General features: G+C 37.7%; 22 protein-coding genes and 1 tRNA gene. 15 read left to right on the forward strand and 8 right to left on the reverse strand.

The genetic code is table 11. The features are described 5' to 3' along the window. Positions 1 to 18 precede the first annotated feature (18 nt). From ppaX to U860_RS0108720, 10 genes are all read left to right on the forward strand, one after another. Positions 19 to 666 (forward strand): pyrophosphatase PpaX, encoded by a 648-nt coding sequence (gene ppaX / locus U860_RS0108670; RefSeq protein WP_025148215.1) that lies wholly within the window; start codon positions 19 to 21, stop codon positions 664 to 666. A 120-nt stretch (positions 667 to 786) separates the two neighbouring features. Beyond that, positions 787 to 1,293: an acyltransferase gene (locus U860_RS0108680; protein WP_025148216.1), complete on the forward strand. Its 507-nt coding sequence runs from the start codon at positions 787 to 789 to the stop codon at positions 1,291 to 1,293. Positions 1,294 to 1,438: 145 nt separating this feature from the next. Next, a complete protein-coding gene (locus U860_RS0108685) occupies positions 1,439 to 2,950 on the forward strand; it encodes a tetratricopeptide repeat protein (RefSeq protein ID WP_025148217.1) in 1,512 nt (503 codons plus the stop codon). An 84-nt stretch (positions 2,951 to 3,034) separates the two neighbouring features. Further along, positions 3,035 to 3,991 (forward strand): thioredoxin-disulfide reductase, encoded by a 957-nt coding sequence (trxB, locus tag U860_RS0108690; protein ID WP_002174182.1) that lies wholly within the window; start codon positions 3,035 to 3,037, stop codon positions 3,989 to 3,991. A 162-nt stretch (positions 3,992 to 4,153) separates the two neighbouring features. Continuing rightward, positions 4,154 to 4,960 (forward strand): DUF368 domain-containing protein, encoded by an 807-nt coding sequence (locus U860_RS0108695; RefSeq protein ID WP_025148218.1) that lies wholly within the window; start codon positions 4,154 to 4,156, stop codon positions 4,958 to 4,960. A 228-nt stretch (positions 4,961 to 5,188) separates the two neighbouring features. After that, the gene (locus tag U860_RS0108700) at positions 5,189 to 5,647 is read left to right on the forward strand and encodes an 8-oxo-dGTP diphosphatase (RefSeq protein ID WP_025148219.1); all 459 of its coding nucleotides are present in this window, start codon (positions 5,189 to 5,191) and stop codon (positions 5,645 to 5,647) included. A gap of 20 nt (positions 5,648 to 5,667) precedes the next feature. After that, positions 5,668 to 6,549: an RNase adapter RapZ gene (rapZ, locus tag U860_RS0108705; RefSeq protein ID WP_025148220.1), complete on the forward strand. Its 882-nt coding sequence runs from the start codon at positions 5,668 to 5,670 to the stop codon at positions 6,547 to 6,549. 3 nt (positions 6,550 to 6,552) lie between these two features. Further along, positions 6,553 to 7,506: a YvcK family protein gene (locus U860_RS0108710; protein ID WP_025148221.1), complete on the forward strand. Its 954-nt coding sequence runs from the start codon at positions 6,553 to 6,555 to the stop codon at positions 7,504 to 7,506. An 89-nt stretch (positions 7,507 to 7,595) separates the two neighbouring features. After that, a complete protein-coding gene (whiA, locus tag U860_RS0108715) occupies positions 7,596 to 8,546 on the forward strand; it encodes a DNA-binding protein WhiA (RefSeq protein WP_025148222.1) in 951 nt (316 codons plus the stop codon). Positions 8,547 to 8,569: 23 nt separating this feature from the next. Further along, positions 8,570 to 8,818 (forward strand): HPr family phosphocarrier protein, encoded by a 249-nt coding sequence (locus tag U860_RS0108720; protein ID WP_002174178.1) that lies wholly within the window; start codon positions 8,570 to 8,572, stop codon positions 8,816 to 8,818. Between the two features lie 218 nt (positions 8,819 to 9,036). Here the strand turns inward: U860_RS0108720 and clpP are convergent, their stop codons facing one another. The 8 genes from clpP to U860_RS0108760 form a co-directional block, all read right to left on the reverse strand. Beyond that, the gene (gene clpP / locus U860_RS0108725; RefSeq protein ID WP_001049156.1) at positions 9,037 to 9,618 is read right to left on the reverse strand and encodes an ATP-dependent Clp endopeptidase proteolytic subunit ClpP; all 582 of its coding nucleotides are present in this window, start codon (positions 9,616 to 9,618) and stop codon (positions 9,037 to 9,039) included. Between the two features lie 241 nt (positions 9,619 to 9,859). Then, positions 9,860 to 10,729, reverse strand: coding sequence for a DUF421 domain-containing protein (locus U860_RS0108730; RefSeq protein WP_025148223.1), 870 nt, complete (start codon positions 10,727 to 10,729; stop codon positions 9,860 to 9,862). A 20-nt stretch (positions 10,730 to 10,749) separates the two neighbouring features. Next, positions 10,750 to 10,956 carry a DUF1657 domain-containing protein gene (locus U860_RS0108735; RefSeq protein WP_002174176.1) on the reverse strand — a complete coding sequence of 69 codons (207 nt, stop codon included), beginning with the start codon at positions 10,954 to 10,956 and terminating at the stop codon, positions 10,750 to 10,752. Positions 10,957 to 10,967: 11 nt separating this feature from the next. Continuing rightward, positions 10,968 to 11,318, reverse strand: coding sequence for a stage V sporulation protein AE (gene spoVAE / locus U860_RS0108740; protein ID WP_002174175.1), 351 nt, complete (start codon positions 11,316 to 11,318; stop codon positions 10,968 to 10,970). Beyond that, a complete protein-coding gene (spoVAD, locus tag U860_RS0108745; RefSeq protein WP_025148224.1) occupies positions 11,315 to 12,331 on the reverse strand; it encodes a stage V sporulation protein AD in 1,017 nt (338 codons plus the stop codon). The genes spoVAE and spoVAD overlap by 4 nt, the downstream gene beginning before the upstream one ends. Beyond that, positions 12,332 to 12,808: a stage V sporulation protein AC gene (gene spoVAC / locus U860_RS0108750; RefSeq protein WP_025148225.1), complete on the reverse strand. Its 477-nt coding sequence runs from the start codon at positions 12,806 to 12,808 to the stop codon at positions 12,332 to 12,334. It lies immediately after the preceding gene. A 29-nt stretch (positions 12,809 to 12,837) separates the two neighbouring features. Further along, positions 12,838 to 13,326, reverse strand: a complete 489-nt coding sequence (locus tag U860_RS0108755) for a YhcN/YlaJ family sporulation lipoprotein (RefSeq protein ID WP_025148226.1) — start codon at positions 13,324 to 13,326, stop codon at positions 12,838 to 12,840. A gap of 114 nt (positions 13,327 to 13,440) precedes the next feature. After that, a complete protein-coding gene (locus U860_RS0108760) occupies positions 13,441 to 13,647 on the reverse strand; it encodes a DUF1657 domain-containing protein (protein WP_000216167.1) in 207 nt (68 codons plus the stop codon). Positions 13,648 to 13,852: 205 nt separating this feature from the next. Between U860_RS0108760 and U860_RS0108770 the strand changes: the two genes are divergently transcribed. The 5 genes from U860_RS0108770 to gap all read left to right on the forward strand — a co-directional run bounded on the left by U860_RS0108770 (position 13,853) and on the right by gap (position 17,944). Further along, positions 13,853 to 13,928: transfer RNA gene (locus tag U860_RS0108770), tRNA-Arg, on the forward strand. A gap of 257 nt (positions 13,929 to 14,185) precedes the next feature. Then, positions 14,186 to 15,493, forward strand: a complete 1,308-nt coding sequence (gene rpoN, locus U860_RS0108775; RefSeq protein ID WP_025148227.1) for an RNA polymerase factor sigma-54 — start codon at positions 14,186 to 14,188, stop codon at positions 15,491 to 15,493. Positions 15,494 to 15,502: 9 nt separating this feature from the next. Continuing rightward, complete coding sequence (locus tag U860_RS0108780) at positions 15,503 to 15,748, forward strand: glutaredoxin family protein (RefSeq protein ID WP_002174170.1); 246 nt, start codon at positions 15,503 to 15,505, stop codon at positions 15,746 to 15,748. 135 nt (positions 15,749 to 15,883) lie between these two features. After that, a complete protein-coding gene (gene cggR / locus U860_RS0108785) occupies positions 15,884 to 16,912 on the forward strand; it encodes a gapA transcriptional regulator CggR (RefSeq protein WP_002174169.1) in 1,029 nt (342 codons plus the stop codon). A gap of 27 nt (positions 16,913 to 16,939) precedes the next feature. Next, a complete protein-coding gene (gene gap / locus U860_RS0108790) occupies positions 16,940 to 17,944 on the forward strand; it encodes a type I glyceraldehyde-3-phosphate dehydrogenase (protein WP_000161234.1) in 1,005 nt (334 codons plus the stop codon). Positions 17,945 to 17,977 lie beyond the last annotated feature (33 nt).

Below are 17,977 nucleotides of genomic sequence, written 5' to 3' on the forward strand. Positions count from 1 at the left end.
GCGAAAGGACTAGAGATGATGAAAATAAATACAGTGTTATTTGATTTAGATGGAACGTTAATTAATACAAATGAACTTATTATTTCTTCTTTTTTACATACGTTACATACCTATTATCCAAATCAGTATAAGCGAGAAGATGTATTGTCATTTATCGGTCCATCTTTGCACGATACTTTTAGTAAGATTGATGCAAGCAAGGTTGAAGAGATGATTACATGTTATCGCCAATTTAATCACGAGCATCATGATGAATTAGTAGAAGAATATGAAACTGTATATGAAACTGTTCAAGAATTGAAGAAGCAAGGTTATAAAATCGGCATTGTTACAACGAAGGCGAGACAGACGGTTGAAATGGGATTAAAGCTTTCGAAACTTGATCAATTTTTTGATGTGGTCGTGACAATTGATGATGTGGAACATGTAAAACCCCATCCAGAACCGCTTCAAAAAGCGTTGAAATTATTAGAGGCAAAACCAGAAGAAACATTGATGGTTGGTGATAATCATCATGATATTGTCGGTGGGCAAAATGCAGGTACGAAAACAGCAGCGGTTTCATGGACATTAAAAGGTAGAGCATATTTAGAAGCGTATAAACCAGATTATGTGCTAGATAAAATGAGTGATTTACTACCGATTTTGTCCCGCATTAACGGGTAGTAAGGAAGTTATGTGGGAAGTTTGCCTGTAAAAGCCAGATTGATGAAGGCTAATAATCAGTGGGAAAAAAAGCTCCCGCTGATTAAAGTTTCACTTTATCTGAGTAGAGGAGAGAGTTAAGTGCGACGGACAACGCGCTACCCTGTTTCAGGAGAAAATTCATTGTGGAATGTGTATAAAACTGTTTCTTTTTGGAAGGTAATGAAAAACTTTATTATTATCCAAGTCGCACGTTACACGCCATTTTTATCCGTGAAAAATTGGTTGTATCGAACGTTTTTACGGATGGAAGTAGGAAAGAAAACATCGTTTGCACTTATGGTAATGCCAGATATTATGTTTCCAGAAAAGATTACTGTGGGAGACAATTCAATTATCGGCTATAATACGACGATTTTAGCACATGAATATTTAATTCGTGAGTATCGGCTTGGAGAAATCGTCATAGGGAATGAAGTTATGATTGGAGCAAATACGACGATTTTACCAGGTGTAACGATTGGAGATGGCGCCATCATTTCAGCTGGTACACTTGTCCATCGAGATGTACCAGCCGGCTCTTTCGTAGGCGGAAATCCAATGCGTATTATTTATACGAAAGAAGAAATGGCTGCTAGGGAAGGCTGATGTTAAAAATGTAACATTTCCCTTCTCTTTTTATGAATAAAAAGGAAATAATTGATTATAATATACTGTTTTGTTTTTTACGGAATCGTTTATACTTATAGATAAAAGAATGTGTGAACGAAGAAAACAAAAAACTGGAGGATATATGGGGAAAAATCAAAGAATATATAAGGAGAACGGACAAGTTATCTCTTTTAATCAATTAGCGGATTTCTTTTATAAAAAAGGGATGAGGGCTTATAAAGGGCAAAAATTGCAAGATGCAATTAAATATTTTCGAAGAGCGGCACAAAGCGAGAAGGAGCCGTTTATTTTATGCCAATTAGCAATAGCGTTATCTGAAGCTGGTGAATATCAAGAGTCGAATCAAACATTTCTAAAGCTTGTTAGATCTAACCCGGAACTTGAACAATGCTATTATTTTATTGCAAATAATTATGCGTATATGGGCTTGTTTCAACAGGCGAAGAAGTATGCAGAGCGTTATTTAGAAGTTGCGGTGGAGAAGGAATTCATAGAAGATACATTAGAATTGCTTGAGATTATGGAAGAGGAAGCAATGGGTCCGGAAGAGATTGAGGATGAAGATGAGCTAATTGTCATGCAGGAAGAGGCGAATCGATACATTCGTAACGGACAATTAGAAGAGGCCATTGCTACACTAGAAGTTGTTACGAAAGAATATCCAGAATTTTGGTCGGGCCATAATAATTTAGCGATTGCACATTTTCAATCAGGTAATGTAGATCAAGCGCTCAAGTTAACAGAAATGATTTTAGAGAAAAACCCTGGTAATATGCATGCGCTTTGTAATACGCTTATTTTTCTATATTCAATTGGAGAGCATAAGCAAGTAGAGACATTAGCAGGGCAGTTAGTTTCGGTATATCCAATTTCATTTGAGCACCGTTTGAAACTTGGAACAACACTTGCAACAATCGGTCATTTCGAACATGCATATAAATGGTTCAAAGTATTAAAGCGTCAAGGATACGAAGGAGACGTTAGTTTCTATTATTGGTTTGCATACTCTGCTTATATGGTGGAAGATCAGCAAGTAGCTGAAAAGATGTGGCAACATGTTGTAGAATTGCATCCTGATAAAAAGGGAAAAGAACCGTGGAATGCACTGAATTTAGAAGATGAGGGGCAAAACCTTTTATTTGAAGAATTACGAAAATCATTTCAGCAAAGCGCGACGCTAGAAGAGCAAATGCTAGCTTTATATTTAATGAATGAATTGTCAACGCCAGAGAAGGTTGGTTTCTTCTTTGATGTAACGCAAGCGAAAAATGGTGTTCCAATCGTATCGCAACTTGCAAAGTATTTCTTTTTACTTAATAGTCATAAAAGCATTCCGGCTGATTTACAGCAATTTGAACAGTGCGTGCGAATCGCGGATGCATTATACAATTATACGAAAAAAGATGATGAATTAATCGAAGAGTGTTTACATTTTTGGTTTTGTACGTTCATACGTTTATATACATCTGGGGCAATCTTTACAAATGTGTACGGTTGGTCAGCAGCAATTGAATATATTGTGCGTGGCGAACAAAGAAATAAGATGACACAGGCGGAGCTTGGAAATGTATATAATGTATCTGTAGCCACTGTACGAAAGTATGTGCAGGCTGTTAAGCGTACGCACACATAAGATAAGCAAATCATTGGGAAAAAAATGATGCTAACAGTATAATGAGGTTAACTTAACGTGTATGAATGAATAGGAGTGAATAGTGTGTCAGAAGAAAAAATTTATGATGTCATTATTATTGGTGCAGGACCAGCTGGTATGACAGCTGCAGTATATACATCTCGTGCGAATTTAAGCACACTGATGCTTGAGCGCGGTATTCCAGGCGGACAAATGGCAAATACGGAAGATGTAGAAAACTATCCAGGTTATGAGTCTATTTTAGGACCAGATCTATCAAATAAAATGTTTGAGCACGCGAAGAAATTTGGTGCTGAATATGCATACGGTGATGTGAAAGAAGTCATCGATGGTAAAGAGTACAAAACAATTGTAGCTGGTAAAAAAGAATATAAAGCACGTGCAATTATCGTTGCAAGCGGTGCAGAATATAAAAAAATTGGTGTGCCTGGTGAAAAAGAACTTGGCGGCCGCGGTGTATCATATTGTGCAGTATGTGATGGCGCATTCTTTAAAGGGAAAGAACTTGTTGTAATTGGCGGGGGAGACTCTGCTGTTGAAGAGGGTGTATATTTAACACGCTTCGCATCAAAAGTAACAATCGTTCACCGTCGTGACACTCTTCGTGCACAGAAAATTTTACAAGATCGTGCTTTCCAAAATGAGAAAGTAGATTTCATTTGGAATCACACTATAAAAGAAATTAACGATACAAATGGTAAAGTAGGAAGTGTAACACTTGTAGATGTAAACAGCGGTGAAGAACAAGAAGTCAAAACTGACGGCGTTTTCGTATACATCGGTATGCTACCATTATCAAAACCGTTTGTTGAGCTTGGTATTACAAATGAAAATGGTTATGTTGAAACGAATGAGCGTATGGAAACGAAAGTTCCTGGTATTTTCGCAGCTGGTGATGTTCGCGAAAAAATGCTTCGTCAAATTGTAACTGCAACAGGCGATGGCAGTATTGCAGCACAAAGTGCACAACACTATGTAGAAGAATTATTAGAGGAACTAAAAACTGCAACAGAAAAATAAGGGGTAATATACCTTTTGAGAAGAAAGCTACCGATAGGAGCTTTCTTTTTTTATGTAAAAATGTCAAAATTTCGTCAAAAACAATTAGGATTATAAGCTTTCTTATTGATATACTGGACTTTACGGAAAAAATCACTATAAGAAATGAGGAATTTATTTAGTATGGAATGGCGTAATATATATCGTGGATTTTGTATGGGCGTTAGTGATTTAATTCCTGGTGTGAGCGGCGGAACAATCGCTGTTGTGTTAGGGATTTATGAACAATTGCTTGCAGCAATTAGCGGTTTCTTTAGTCGTGAATGGAAAAAACATTTAGGGTTTTTGATTCCACTTGCAGCTGGTGTAGCGGCAGCGTTCTTGACATTAAGTCATGTTATTAAATACTTACTTGCAAATCATTATGAACCAACCCAGTTTTTCTTCCTCGGTTTAATTATTAGCATTTTACCAATGTTAATGAGAGAAGCTGATGCGAAAGAAACATTTAAAGGAAATCATATCGTCGTATTGGTAATTGCAGCAATTCTTGTAGCTATAACGGCCTTCTTCAAGCCGGATAAAGCGGCAGATCCGATTACGACGTTAACAGTTTTAAATACAATTGGTTTATTTTTCGCAGGATGGATGGCTAGTATGGCTATGCTTCTTCCTGGAATTAGTGGATCGTTTATTTTGTTAATTATTGGTGTGTATCCAACAGCAATTAACGCTTTAACTACATTGAATTTACCATTAATCGTGGTTATCGGTGCCGGAGTTATGGCTGGATTTGTTGTAAGTAGTAAAGGAATTAGTTATCTATTAGAGCGTTATAGGAGTATGACGTTTGCAGCAATTATTGGACTTGTTATCGGATCGATTGTAATTGTGTTCCCTGGCATTCCGACTGGTGGAATGTCAGTTGTAAGTTCAATCATTACTTTTATTTTAGGATTTGCGATTGTTACTTATTTCGGTAAGAAATAAGTACTTTAATCCCCTTGATGATAAAAATCGTTAAGGGGATTTTTATGCGTTTTAATGGGAATCAGAGCGTTTAGATTGCTTGTTATAGAAAGCTTTTTTACAATTGTTTCATGTTATGTGCTTGGCGAAAGGGGACTGGCTCCTTCGTTGTAGCAAATTGTTTTTGATAGTATAATGAAATGAGTATGCAGTGAGAAATTTTGCTGCAAGTAGCTGAGGTGAAGAAACATGCAAAGAGTGACAAACTGTGTGTTAATTAGAGATAATGAAGTACTCTTACTTCAAAAACCTCGCCGAAATTGGTGGGTTGCACCAGGTGGAAAGATGGAACGTGGTGAGACGGTAAGAGAATCAGTTGTTCGCGAGTATCGTGAAGAAACAGGTATTTATTTAAAGAACCCAACGTTAAAGGGGGTCTTCACCTTTGTCATCCAAGAAGGTGATAAGGTTGTTTCTGAATGGATGATGTTCTCCTTTTTAGCAACAGATTTTGCAGGAGAAAACAAATTAGAGAGCGAAGAAGGCATCATTGGTTGGCATACATTTGATAAAATTGATGATTTAGCAATGGCACCAGGAGATTATCACATTATTGATTATTTAATTAAAGGGAATGGTATAATCTACGGTACATTTGTATATACCCCAGATTTTGAGTTGCTTTCATATCGATTAGATCCGAGTTAAACCTTCAAGGAGAGGATACGATGACAGAGAATAATGATATAAAAATGGTAATTATTACAGGAATGTCTGGAGCTGGAAAAACGGTAGCGTTACAAAGTTTTGAAGATTTAGGATATTTTTGTGTAGATAATTTACCACCGATGTTATTGCCGAAGTTTATTGAACTTATGGCAGATTCAAAAGGAAAAATGAATAAAGTTGCACTCGGTATTGATTTACGTGGCCGAGAGTTTTTTGAATATTTATGGGGAGCACTTGATGATTTATCAGAACGCACATGGATTATCCCTCATATTTTATTTTTAGATGCGAAAGATAGCACACTTGTAACTCGTTATAAAGAAACGAGACGTTCGCATCCACTTGCGCCAACTGGCTTGCCGTTAAAGGGAATTGAAGCAGAGCGTAGTTTATTAACTGATATGAAGGCGCGAGCGAATATTGTGCTTGATACATCTGATTTGAAACCGAAAGAATTACGAGAAAAAATTGTTCACTTGTTCTCAACAGAAACTGAGCAAGCATTCCGTGTAAATGTTATGTCGTTTGGATTTAAGTACGGAATTCCAATTGATGCTGATTTAGTATTTGATGTGCGTTTTTTACCAAATCCATATTATATTCCACATATGAAGCCATTAACAGGACTAGATGAAGAAGTTTCGTCATATGTGTTGAAATTTAATGAAACACATAAGTTTTTAGAGAAATTGACGGACCTTATCACTTTCATGCTGCCTCATTATAAAAGAGAAGGTAAGAGTCAACTTGTAATTGCGATTGGATGTACAGGTGGACAACATCGTTCTGTTACGCTTACAGAGTACCTTGGGAAACATTTGAAACCAGAGTATAGCGTTCATGTATCTCATCGTGATGTGGAGAAGAGAAAGGGCCATTAAGGGATGAAAAAAGAGAGAAAACCTAGAATTGTCATCATGGGAGGAGGAACTGGACTTTCTGTTTTATTAAGAGGATTAAAACAATATCCTGTTGATATTACAGCAGTTGTAACGATAGCCGACGATGGAGGCAGTTCAGGTAGACTACGTGATGAGTTAGAAATTCCACCTCCAGGTGATATTCGTAACGTACTTGTTGCGTTATCGGATGTAGAACCATTAGTGGAAGCTTTATTTCAGCACCGTTTTACAACTGGAGACGGATTGAAAGGTCATGCGTTAGGAAATTTACTATTGGCAGGTATGACTTCGATTACAGGAGACTTTTACCATGCGATTACGGAAACGAGTAAAGTATTAAATGTCAGAGGACGTGTATTGCCAGCAGCGAATCAAAGTGCGGTGCTTCATGCAGAACTAGAAGATGGAGAAATTGTAACAGGTGAATCAAAGATCCCTTATTTCGGGAAGAAGATTAATCGTGTCTTTTTAACTCCAGAAGATGTAGAACCGCTATATGAAACGTTGACTGAAATTAAACGAGCTGATTTGCTTGTTTTCGGTCCAGGAAGTCTGTACACGAGTATATTACCGAATTTAGTTGTTAACAAAATTGGGGACGCTGTTCTTGCTGCAAAAGCGAAGAAGGTATATGTATGTAATGTTATGACGCAAGCGGGTGAAACGATGGGTTATACTGCGTTTGATCATGTGCAGGCGTTGCATGATCATTTAGGTAAACCGTTTATTGATACTGCAATTGTAAATAATCGTGATATCCCTTGTGAATTACGTAAGTTATATGAGGAAGAAATGTCGGAACCAGTTGTAGTGGATGAAGACCGTTTTGCTGAAAATGGTATTGATGTAATTCAAGATCAATTAGCGAAGTATGATGATCGTGTTGTAAGACATGATACATTAAAGTTAGCTTCTATTTTATATTCACTGTTATAAATGTGCGTTATCTCTTGATGAGGTAACGCTCCTCATTCATATAGGACAAGATTTTTGTTCCACAATAATAGTATAAGGAGGTGTTGACTGTGTCATTTGCATCAGAAACAAAGAAAGAGTTGACCAATCTTGAAGTGAAGGAATGCTGTGAGAAAGCAGAATTATCGGCGTTGCTTCGAATGAACGGATCGCTTTCTTTTTCAAATCGTCGCCTATCTATCGATATTCAAACGGAAAATGCAGCAATTGCAAGAAGGATTTATACGCTTTTGAAAAAAGGATATGATGTGACTGTAGAATTACTTGTTCGTAAAAAAATGCGATTGAAGAAAAATAATGTATATATCGTGCGGCTTGTTGAGAAGTCTCGCGAAATACTAGCAGATCTTCACATTGTTCGAGATGATTTTTCGTTTATTCGAAATATATCACAGGAATTAATTGAGAAGAAATGTTGTAAACGATCGTATTTACGCGGTGCATTTTTAGCAGGTGGTTCAGTAAATAACCCAGAAACATCATCTTATCATTTAGAAATCTTTTCGTTATATAAGGAACATAATGATTCTATATGTGAACTGATGAACGGATTTGATTTAAATAGTAAGACGTTGGAAAGAAGAAAAGGGTACATTACGTATTTGAAAGAAGCTGAGAAAATTACAGAGTTTTTAAATATTATAGGTGCCCATAATGCGCTTTTAAGATTTGAAGATATTCGAATTGTTCGCGATATGCGTAATTCAGTAAATCGTTTAGTTAACTGCGAAACGGCCAATTTAAATAAAACAATTGGTGCAGCATTAAGGCAAATTGAGAATATCCGCTATATTGATGAGACGGTTGGTCTTGATATTTTGCCAGATAAACTAAGAGAAATTGCACAGTTACGGATAGATTATCAAGATGTAACATTGAAAGAGTTAGGCGAGATGGTATCCGGGGGGAAAATTAGTAAATCGGGTATTAATCATCGTTTGCGTAAAATCGATGAGATTGCAGAGAAATTACGCGCGGGAGAAACGGTAGTAAAAAAATAAGAGGTTAAAGGGGAAATGGAGCTGTGGTTAAAAAACGGGTTAAAGTTTCATTAAAAAACGGCTTACAAGCACGTCCGGCTGCGTTGTTTGTACAAGAGGCAAATCGTTTTCATTCTGATATTTTCATCGAGAAAGATGGAAAGGCAGTTAACGCAAAGAGCATAATGGGGATTATGAGCTTAGCAATCGGAACGGGTAGCATGATAACAATTACAACAGAAGGTTCAGATGCAGAAGAAGCTTTAGAAGCATTAGCTGCATATGTGCAATAAAAGGCTATCGCGCGTGCGCGATAGTTTTTTATTTTGTTATTTTGGGAGTAGTCCGATTGGTGTATGTTAACAATTAGCGGGGTATGTGGATGGTTTGCGTTTGTCGGGAATTGTCGGTAAGTCGATATATTTGTTCGAATACTAGATTGGGTATGTGAACAGGGGATTACATGATATAAAAAAGCGCCCTGTTGATAGGGCGCTTCCGCTTTTAGTTATTAACGATTTGTAAAGATCTTATCGATTAAACCGTATTCTAAAGCTCTTTCAGCTGTCATGAAGTTGTCGCGGTCTGTGTCGCGTTGTAAAACTTCAAGTGGTTGACCTGTACGGTCAGCAAGGATTTGGTTTAATTTTTCACGTAAGAATAGGATACGTTTTGCAGCGATTTCAATTTCAGTCGCTTGACCTTGTGCTCCGCCAAGTGGTTGGTGAATCATTACTTCACTGTTTGGAAGAGCGAAACGTTTTCCTTTTTCACCTGCTGCAAGTAAGAATGCACCCATAGATGCAGCCATACCGATACAGATTGTTGATACTTGTGGTTTAATAAACTGCATTGTATCGTAAATTGCCATACCTGCTGTGATAGAACCACCAGGGCTGTTGATATAGATGTGAATATCTTTTTCTGGATCTTGAGATTCCAAGAATAAAAGCTGGGAAACGATTGAGTTTGCTACGTTGTCATCAATTGCGCTACCAAGCATAATGATGCGGTCTTTTAATAGTCGAGAGTAAATATCGTAAGCGCGTTCTCCACGATTTGTTTGTTCAATTACTGTAGGAATTAAATTCATCTGTTATTTCCTCCTTTGAAAGCTTTCTTAGTCTTATAATACAATTATGGTCAATAAAGGTCAAACGAAACCACTTTAAATCAAAAAAATATGTAGTTGTACCATGATTTATTCGCTATGTTTTTGAAATTCCCTGCTTATGTATCTTCAACATCATAACCGAATTACATAAATTTAAACGTGATTAAAGCTGTACAAAAGGCAAAAGAACGCTTTTTATATAGAAGCGTTCTTTCATTACCTATTCTTTTAAAAGATAGGTTACTTTATTTAAGATGTTCTCGATTTGTTCCGCGTTTTTACTATACATATCACTCGCTGATTTTGATTTCGTTTCTAAAGAGAATAATTCAAGATCAGCATGGCATTTTTTTAAAGATGCTAATAATAAAGGTTTGTTTTGAGGGGATGGCATTTGGAGTTTATCATTGTAAATGTCGATAGTAAGCTGTCCGTATGAATCAACTTGAGCGAGAAAGACATTTTCAATGACAACACCAAGTTTTTCTAATTCTGAATGTAACCAAGCGCGGTTATGTCCGCTAGCAGAAAGAGGTTCATCTAGTACATTTCCATCCATAATAACAGTTTGTGTTTCTTTTTCATTTGGTACTTTTAAGCCGATGTCTTTTGCTGTGAGTGGTTGGCGATCTTTCTTTAGTAATACATTTAACTCTCCGCTCGGTTCTAATACTGCAAATTCAACATCAGCTACGCTGAACGCATCTTTTCCTCGGAGTAGTTCAAGTAATTCGTCACTTGTATATTTTTCTTTCTTTAAGTTATCTTCGAGTATTTTTCCATCTTTTATTAATACGGTAGATTTCCCTTCAAAGAAGTCCCGAGCTGTTTTGTTCTTTAAGGAGAGGATTCCTGTGAAAAAAGGTACCACAGCGAAAATGAGTATCGCAAAGACACCGTGGAAAAATTTTGAATCGAGCCCTGTAGATACTTGGGCAGCGATGTCACCGATTGTCATTCCGGCTATGTATTCAAAAAAGGAGAGCTGAGAGATTTGTCTTTTCCCTAACCATTTCGTAATAGCGAATAAAATGATTAATATGAATACAGAGCGGAGAATGACAAGTGTCCATTCGGGTAGGTGAGACATAGTAAATTCCTCCAGTCTACTTAAAACCCTTTATATTGAGGTTCTTCACGTTCTAATACTGAAATTCTATCCTTTAAATCAGCGATAACGCTGTCCATTTCTAACATACATTCATGAAATACGCGTTTTGCTTCTTCATCTTGTGAATTTAATGAAAGGGAGCTTAAACTTGCTTGAGCGCCCCTTACACTAGCAAGACAAGTTTTTACGCTAGCGATAACAGTCATACAAACACCTCTTATCCTTTCGGTTTAAATAGTAATGCACCGATGAATCCGAAAATAATAGCTGCGGATATACCAGCACTCGTTACTTTAAACATACCGGTAATGACACCGACGATTCCATGTTTAGCCGCTTCTTCCATCGCACCGTGAACGAGGGCGTTACCGAAGCTTGTAATTGGTACGGTTGCTCCGGCCCCAGCGAAATCAATTAATGGTTCATAAAGATTAAGCCCGTCTAATATTGCGCCGATAACAACGAGTGTTGCCATTGTATGAGCTGGCGTTAACTTACCGACATCAAACATCAGTTGACCAATTACACATATAAGTCCACCAATGACGAAAGCCCAGAAAAAAATCATTGCGTTGCACCTCCAAATTCAATCGAAACAGCGTGAGCGATACAGGGGATTGTTTCTTCTTGCTGGAATGTCAGCGGAGATAGTAAAGCACCTGTTGCAACGACAAGTATCTTATTAAATTCTCCCCTTTTCATTCGATTTAATAAATGACCGTACACGACTGTTGCAGAACATCCCGGGCCACTTGCACCAGCTATGACAGGTTGCCCGTCTCTATAAATAATGATTCCGCAATCTTGGAATTGCTCGCTCGTTACTTTTGTTCCATGTTTATGTAGTAGGTCGTAGGCAATTTCACGACCAACATGTCCAAGGTCACCTGTTACAATTAAGTCGTAGTAACTGGCGTCAATTTGTCGTTCGCGTAAATGGGCTTCAATCGTATCGACAGCCGCTGGGGCCATCGCGCCACCCATATTAAATGGATCAGTTAATCCCATATCGACAACGCGACCAATTGTTGCGGATGTTACTTGTGGACCATATCCAGTGTCACTTAAAATAGCTGCGCCTGCACCGGTCACTGTCCACTGGGCAGTAGGAGGTTTTTGACCACCGTATTCAGTTGGATATCGGAATTGTTTTTCTACGGCAGCGTTATGGCTTGATGCTCCAGTTAATAAATATTTCGCCCCTTTTGCATTTACAATGCTTGCCCCAAGTGCTAATCCTTCCATAGAAGTAGAGCAAGCTCCAAATAATCCGAGATAAGGTGTTCCGAGTGTACGACATGCAAAGCTCGTTGGAGTTATTTGATTAATTAAATCTCCTGCGAGTACGAATTGAATATCGTCTTTACGAAGTTTTGCCTTTTCGGTAGCGCGGCTACAAGCTTCTTCAAATAAAATTTTATGTGCCTTTTCGTAAGAATCTTGTCCAAGCCATAAATCTTCATGGAGGGTGTCGAAGTCTTCAGGGATATTTCCCTTTGCTTCAAATGGTCCACCGACTACCCCGGTTGAGATAATGACTGGTTTGTTTTCAAATACCCACGTTCGGTGTCCGTGTAACATTTATAGCCCTCCCCATTGAACGAGAATCGTTTTAATAAGTGCGATGACGAAAGCAGAAAATACACCAAATAAAATAACAGAGCCAGCTAGTTTAAACATGTTACCTCCAACACCAAGAACGAATCCTTCAGTCCGGTGTTCGATACAGGCTGCGATTACCGAGTTTCCAAATCCAGTAACAGGTACAGCTGTGCCTGCTCCAGCAAATTGTCCGAGGCGGTCATATACACCGAATCCAGTTAGTAACATCGAGATAAAAATAAGAGTTGCGACTGTTGGATTTCCTGCTGAACGCTCAGTGAAATCAAAATATGTGATGTAAAAAGTAGAAATAAACTGTCCAATTAAACAAATAAAACCACCGACGAAAAAAGCTTTTATACAATTTTTCAAGACAGGACGCTTGGGCTCCCGTTCTTGCTCGAATTTTTTATATTCCTGTTGTACAGGGGTTAAGTTTTTATCTTTACTAGACATTTCAATCCTTCCTTTTCTATTAGAAAGCGTTAAGTGTTAGATTCCATTTCTGATCCGATAAGCTTTAACTGTTTTTTGATTTCATCTTTATTTACTTCTTTTCTCTTAATTTTGATTTCAAGCTTTTCGAGTAACATGAAGATCTTTTTATCTGTACTTACACGAACATCCAAAGTAGGATATTCATCACTTAATTGCTTTTGAAGTTTTTTGCGCAGTGGTTTTAGTCCAAACCTTTCATGATGTTCAGGTTTAACCGCTATGTAGAGATCTAAATTTGAATTAACTGCGGTGCTTTTTATAATTTCATCCATAGCGAGAGCTTTTTTCTTTACTTCTTGCGATATAGATTGATTAAAGGATTCCGTGCTCATCTTCGTTAATTTGGGGCCTTTTTCTTTCTCTGTTCGTTTTGCTTCTTCGTTCTTTACCTTTTTATCTAATGGGCTATTATCACAGCCAGTAAAAGAGCTAAATAGAAGTACAAATAACGCGGTTATAAGTCCGATCTTTCGCATAATCATCATTCCATTTCTATTGCATTATGTAATGTGAGAGAAAAAGGATGACTGCATATCATCCTTTTTCTGTTTCACAGCAATGTATACCATTAGATGAAATGGTACTTTTAGTTATTGCTGTGTGTATTGTGGTTCTTCTTGTTGGACTTCTTCAACACGTGGGTTTAAAGAATCGATAATTGTTTGTGTTTGCTGCGCAGCTGTTTGGAAAAGTTGCTTTGCTTGTTGGTTATCCGTATCAAGAGCGAATCCCTCTAAGCTAGCTTGTGCACTTTTTAATCCAGAAACAGTTTGCTTTAGTTTTGTAATTACAGTCATTGAATGAAGCCCCCTTTGGAATATCAATTCAAAGATTATAATTTGTGAGTTGGGGGGAATTTATGATTGGAAAATTTAGGGGAGGGATATGTATTTATATGCTTCCAGCTAAGGGGCATAAAGGATTAAGGGTATATTTTTATTGCTTTAGATGGATTTTATTGCTATTATTATGAGAAGAAAATGAAGTATATTTTATAATCATGCGCCCATAGCTCAGTCGGATAGAGCGGTGGTTTCCGGTACCACGTCTGCCGGGGGTTCGAATCCCTCTGGGCGCGTCAAAAAGTCCTAACTTACGTTTTGTAGGTTAGGACTTTTTTATTTTTCTCTTGTTATATCTAGTGATAAGATTTACTATTAGTACTTGGTAATAATGTTGAGGTTTATTATTTTCTTTCAATATTATTCATTTTTAGGTTGTAAGTTGTAAATCTCATTAATACATATAAATTAATAATATTTTGGAATGGGTGTCTGCGATAGGATTCTCCTTTTACCAAACTTATTGTACAATAGAAACAAGGGGGAGATTAGTTTGAAGGCAAGTCTTTTACAAGAACAAAGCTTACGTTTGGCAATGACACAAGAGTTAAGGCAAGCGATTACAATGCTCCAGTATAATGTACAAGAATTATCGGAGTTTTTGTATGAGCAATCGTTAGAGAATCCCCTTATTGAGTTAGGTGGTTTTGAGAGGGAGAAGAAAAAGAGCTCTAACGCAAGTAAAAGTACCGGCAAACAAGTCGAGAATCAGATGGAAATCTACAGTGTGGATTCAACAACGATTCAGCAACATTTATTAAATCAAATACAGTATTATAAAATAGATGAAGAAGAGCGAAAAGTAGCTTCTTTCATTATTATGAACATGGATGGAAATGGGTATTTACAAGAAACGAATGAAGAGCTATCAGAGCTTCTTTCTGCGTCGATGGATGTAGTAGACCGTTCTGTAGAGCTTGTCCAATCTTTAGAGCCAGCAGGGGTAGGGGCGCGTAATATTCAGGAATGTCTAACCTTGCAATTGAAGCGCTTACAAAGACGGAATGGATTAGCGGAAGAGGTTGTAGAGGAGCACTTCACTTACTTCGTGAAGAAAGATTGGCGAAAGCTCGTTCAAGTGCTGAAGTGTAGTAATGAGGAATTACAGCATGCGGTAAATTGTATTACGTCATTACAACCAAAACCAGGTCTTGCGTTTTCTTCTGATAAACCACTTTATATTGTGCCTGATATGGCGGTGAAGAAAGAAGGGGATCGTCTCGTTTTACAGATGAACGAGAGAAATATGCCGAGAATTGAAATCCATTCTGAGTATAGTGCGCTTCTTAATAATAGTGAAAGTGAAGTAGCATCTTACGTATCAGAAAAGTATCAGCATGTGCAATGGATTATGCGCAGTTTGAAACAGAGAAAACAAACACTTCTGCAAGTAATGACCATTATTATGGAAAAACAGCGTGATTTCTTCTGGAAAGGTCCAGAGTATTTAAAGCCACTTGCTTTAAAAGAGGTAGCGGAAGAGTTAAGTGTGCACGAGTCTACAATTAGTCGCGCAACGCGAAATAAGTATGTGCAAACACCGCACGGTTTATTTGAGATGAAATCCTTCTTTAGTAATGCTGTTTCGACGACAGATGATGAGGCCGTTTCAACGAAGCGGGTGAAGCGGATTATTCAAACGCTTGTGGAAGCGGAAAATAAGAAAAAGCCACTTTCGGATCAAAAGATTTCAAAATTATTAGAAGAAGAGCATGAAATCGTTATTTCTCGAAGAACAGTTGCGAAATATAGAGAACAAATGCACATTCCTGCTTCGTCTCTAAGAAAAACAATTGGATAGGTGAAGAAGATGAAAGTTGTACTATATACAAAAAAAGATTGTGGTCTTTGTGAAAAGGCGAAACAAGTTTTACAGGAAGTACAATGTGAATATTCTTTTCAAATCGAGGAAATAGATATATATGAAGATAATGACCTTTTAGAAAAATATCATTTAATGATTCCGGTTGTAGAAATAGGCGGAAAACAAGTAGAATATGGTAACATTCACAAAGGTGTCATAATAAACTATATAAACAATGCAGTTAAGAGTTGAATAAGTTTCTATCTCCTGTTACAATAATACACGTAGCAGGGATTATTTTTTTAACCTATGTGGGACATAAAATGTCACTACGGGACACAAAGTGACCACAAGGGAAAATGAACCAATGTAGTGAGGAGAAAAGATATGCGCTCATGGATTCAGAACACAAAAAAATTATTACCTGATCTGCTACCTGTTATGCAAACGAGAATGCAAGTTCTTCAGTACATCAGGCTTATGCAGCCGATTGGAAGAAGAAACTTATCTGCAAGTCTTGGTATGACAGAACGAGTATTGCGAAGTGAAGTTCAAGTTTTGAAAGAACAAAACTTAGTTCACGTCGCTTCTTCTGGAATGACTTTGACAGAAGAAGGAACAGCTTTAGTTCTTGCTTTGGAAGACTTTATGAAAGAAATTTCCGGGTTAAAGGTTTTAGAAAAACAACTTAAGGAAACATTAGATTTGGATGAAGTTTTCGTTGTCCCTGGTGATAGTGATGAATCACCTTGGGTCAAACTGGAGATGGGCCGTGCTTGTGTGACTTGTATAAAAGACCGTCTGACAGCGAATAATATCGTTGCTGTGGCTGGAGGAACTACGCTAGCTGCTGCTGCGGACATGATGCAACTTGATTGCAAAGATTTACATATGCTATTTGTCCCAGCACGTGGTGGAATTGGAGAAGGTGTTGAGTTAGAAGCCAATACCATTTGTGCCAAAATGGCACAAAATACGATGAGTAATTATCGCTTATTGTATGTTCCAGATCACGTTAGTAGCGAAGCATATGCGTCCATTGTAACAGAGCCATCCGTGAAAGAAGTTCTTGAGTTGATTCGATCTTCCAATATCGTCATTCATGGAATTGGTGATGCGTTAACAATGGCACGTCGCAGAAATACTTCAGAAGCAGATTGGTTAAAGATTCAGGCAAGCGAAGCAGTTGGCGAAGCTTTCGGTTACTACTTTAATGAACAAGGAAATGTTGTTCATAAAGTAAGAACAGTTGGTATGCAACTTGAAGATTTACAACATGTATCTCACGTTGTTGCAGTCGCTGGAGGTTCTTCAAAGGCAAAGGCAATACAGGCTGTAATAAAGCAAGGGCACACTTCAATTCTAATTACAGATGAAGGTGCAGCAAAACAGTTAACAAAGGGTATTACCCTTTAAATATAATCCCCCAAGGAGGAAATTCAAATGACTAAAATTGGTATTAATGGATTTGGACGTATCGGACGTAACGTATTCCGCGCAGCTCTTAACAACTCTGAGGTAGAAGTAGTAGCAATCAACGACTTAACAGATGCTAAAACATTAGCTCACCTTTTAAAATATGACACAGTTCACGGAACTTTAAATGCAGAAGTATCTGCTAACGAAAACAGCATCGTTGTTAACGGTAAAGAAATTAAAGTTATCGCTGAGCGTGACCCAGCTCAATTACCATGGAGCGACTACGGAGTAGAAGTAGTAGTAGAATCTACTGGCCGTTTCACTAAAAAATCAGACGCTGAAAAACACTTAGGTGGATCAGTTAAGAAAGTTATCATCTCAGCTCCAGCTTCTGACGAAGATATCACTGTAGTTATGGGTGTTAACCACGAACAATACGATGCAGCTAACCACAACGTAGTATCTAACGCTTCTTGTACTACAAACTGTCTAGCTCCATTCGCTAAAGTATTAAACGAAAAATTCGGCGTAAAACGCGGAATGATGACAACAATTCACTCTTACACTAACGACCAACAAATCTTAGACTTACCACACAAAGATTTACGTCGTGCTCGTGCAGCAGCTGAAAACATGATCCCAACATCTACTGGTGCTGCTAAAGCTGTAGCATTAGTATTACCAGAACTTAAAGGTAAATTAAACGGTGGCGCTGTACGTGTTCCAACTGCTAACGTTTCTCTTGTTGACTTAGTTGTTGAACTTGACAAAGAAGTAACAGTTGAAGATGTAAACGCAGCATTCAAAGCAGCAGCTGAAGGCGAATTAAAAGGTATCCTTGGATACAGCGAAGAGCCATTAGTATCTATCGACTATAACGGATGCACAGCTTCTTCTACAATCGACGCATTATCTACAATGGTAATGGAAGGTAACATGGTTAAAGTACTTTCTTGGTACGATAACGAAACTGGTTACTCTAACCGCGTAGTAGACCTAGCTGCATACATGACTTCTAAAGGTCTTTAATTCTTAAGTATATAAGTAATCAATGACAAAACG

Origin of the sequence: Bacillus sp. H1a, from assembly GCF_000633475.1 — a bacterium.
GTDB lineage: Bacteria > Bacillota > Bacilli > Bacillales > Bacillaceae_G > Bacillus_A > Bacillus_A paramycoides.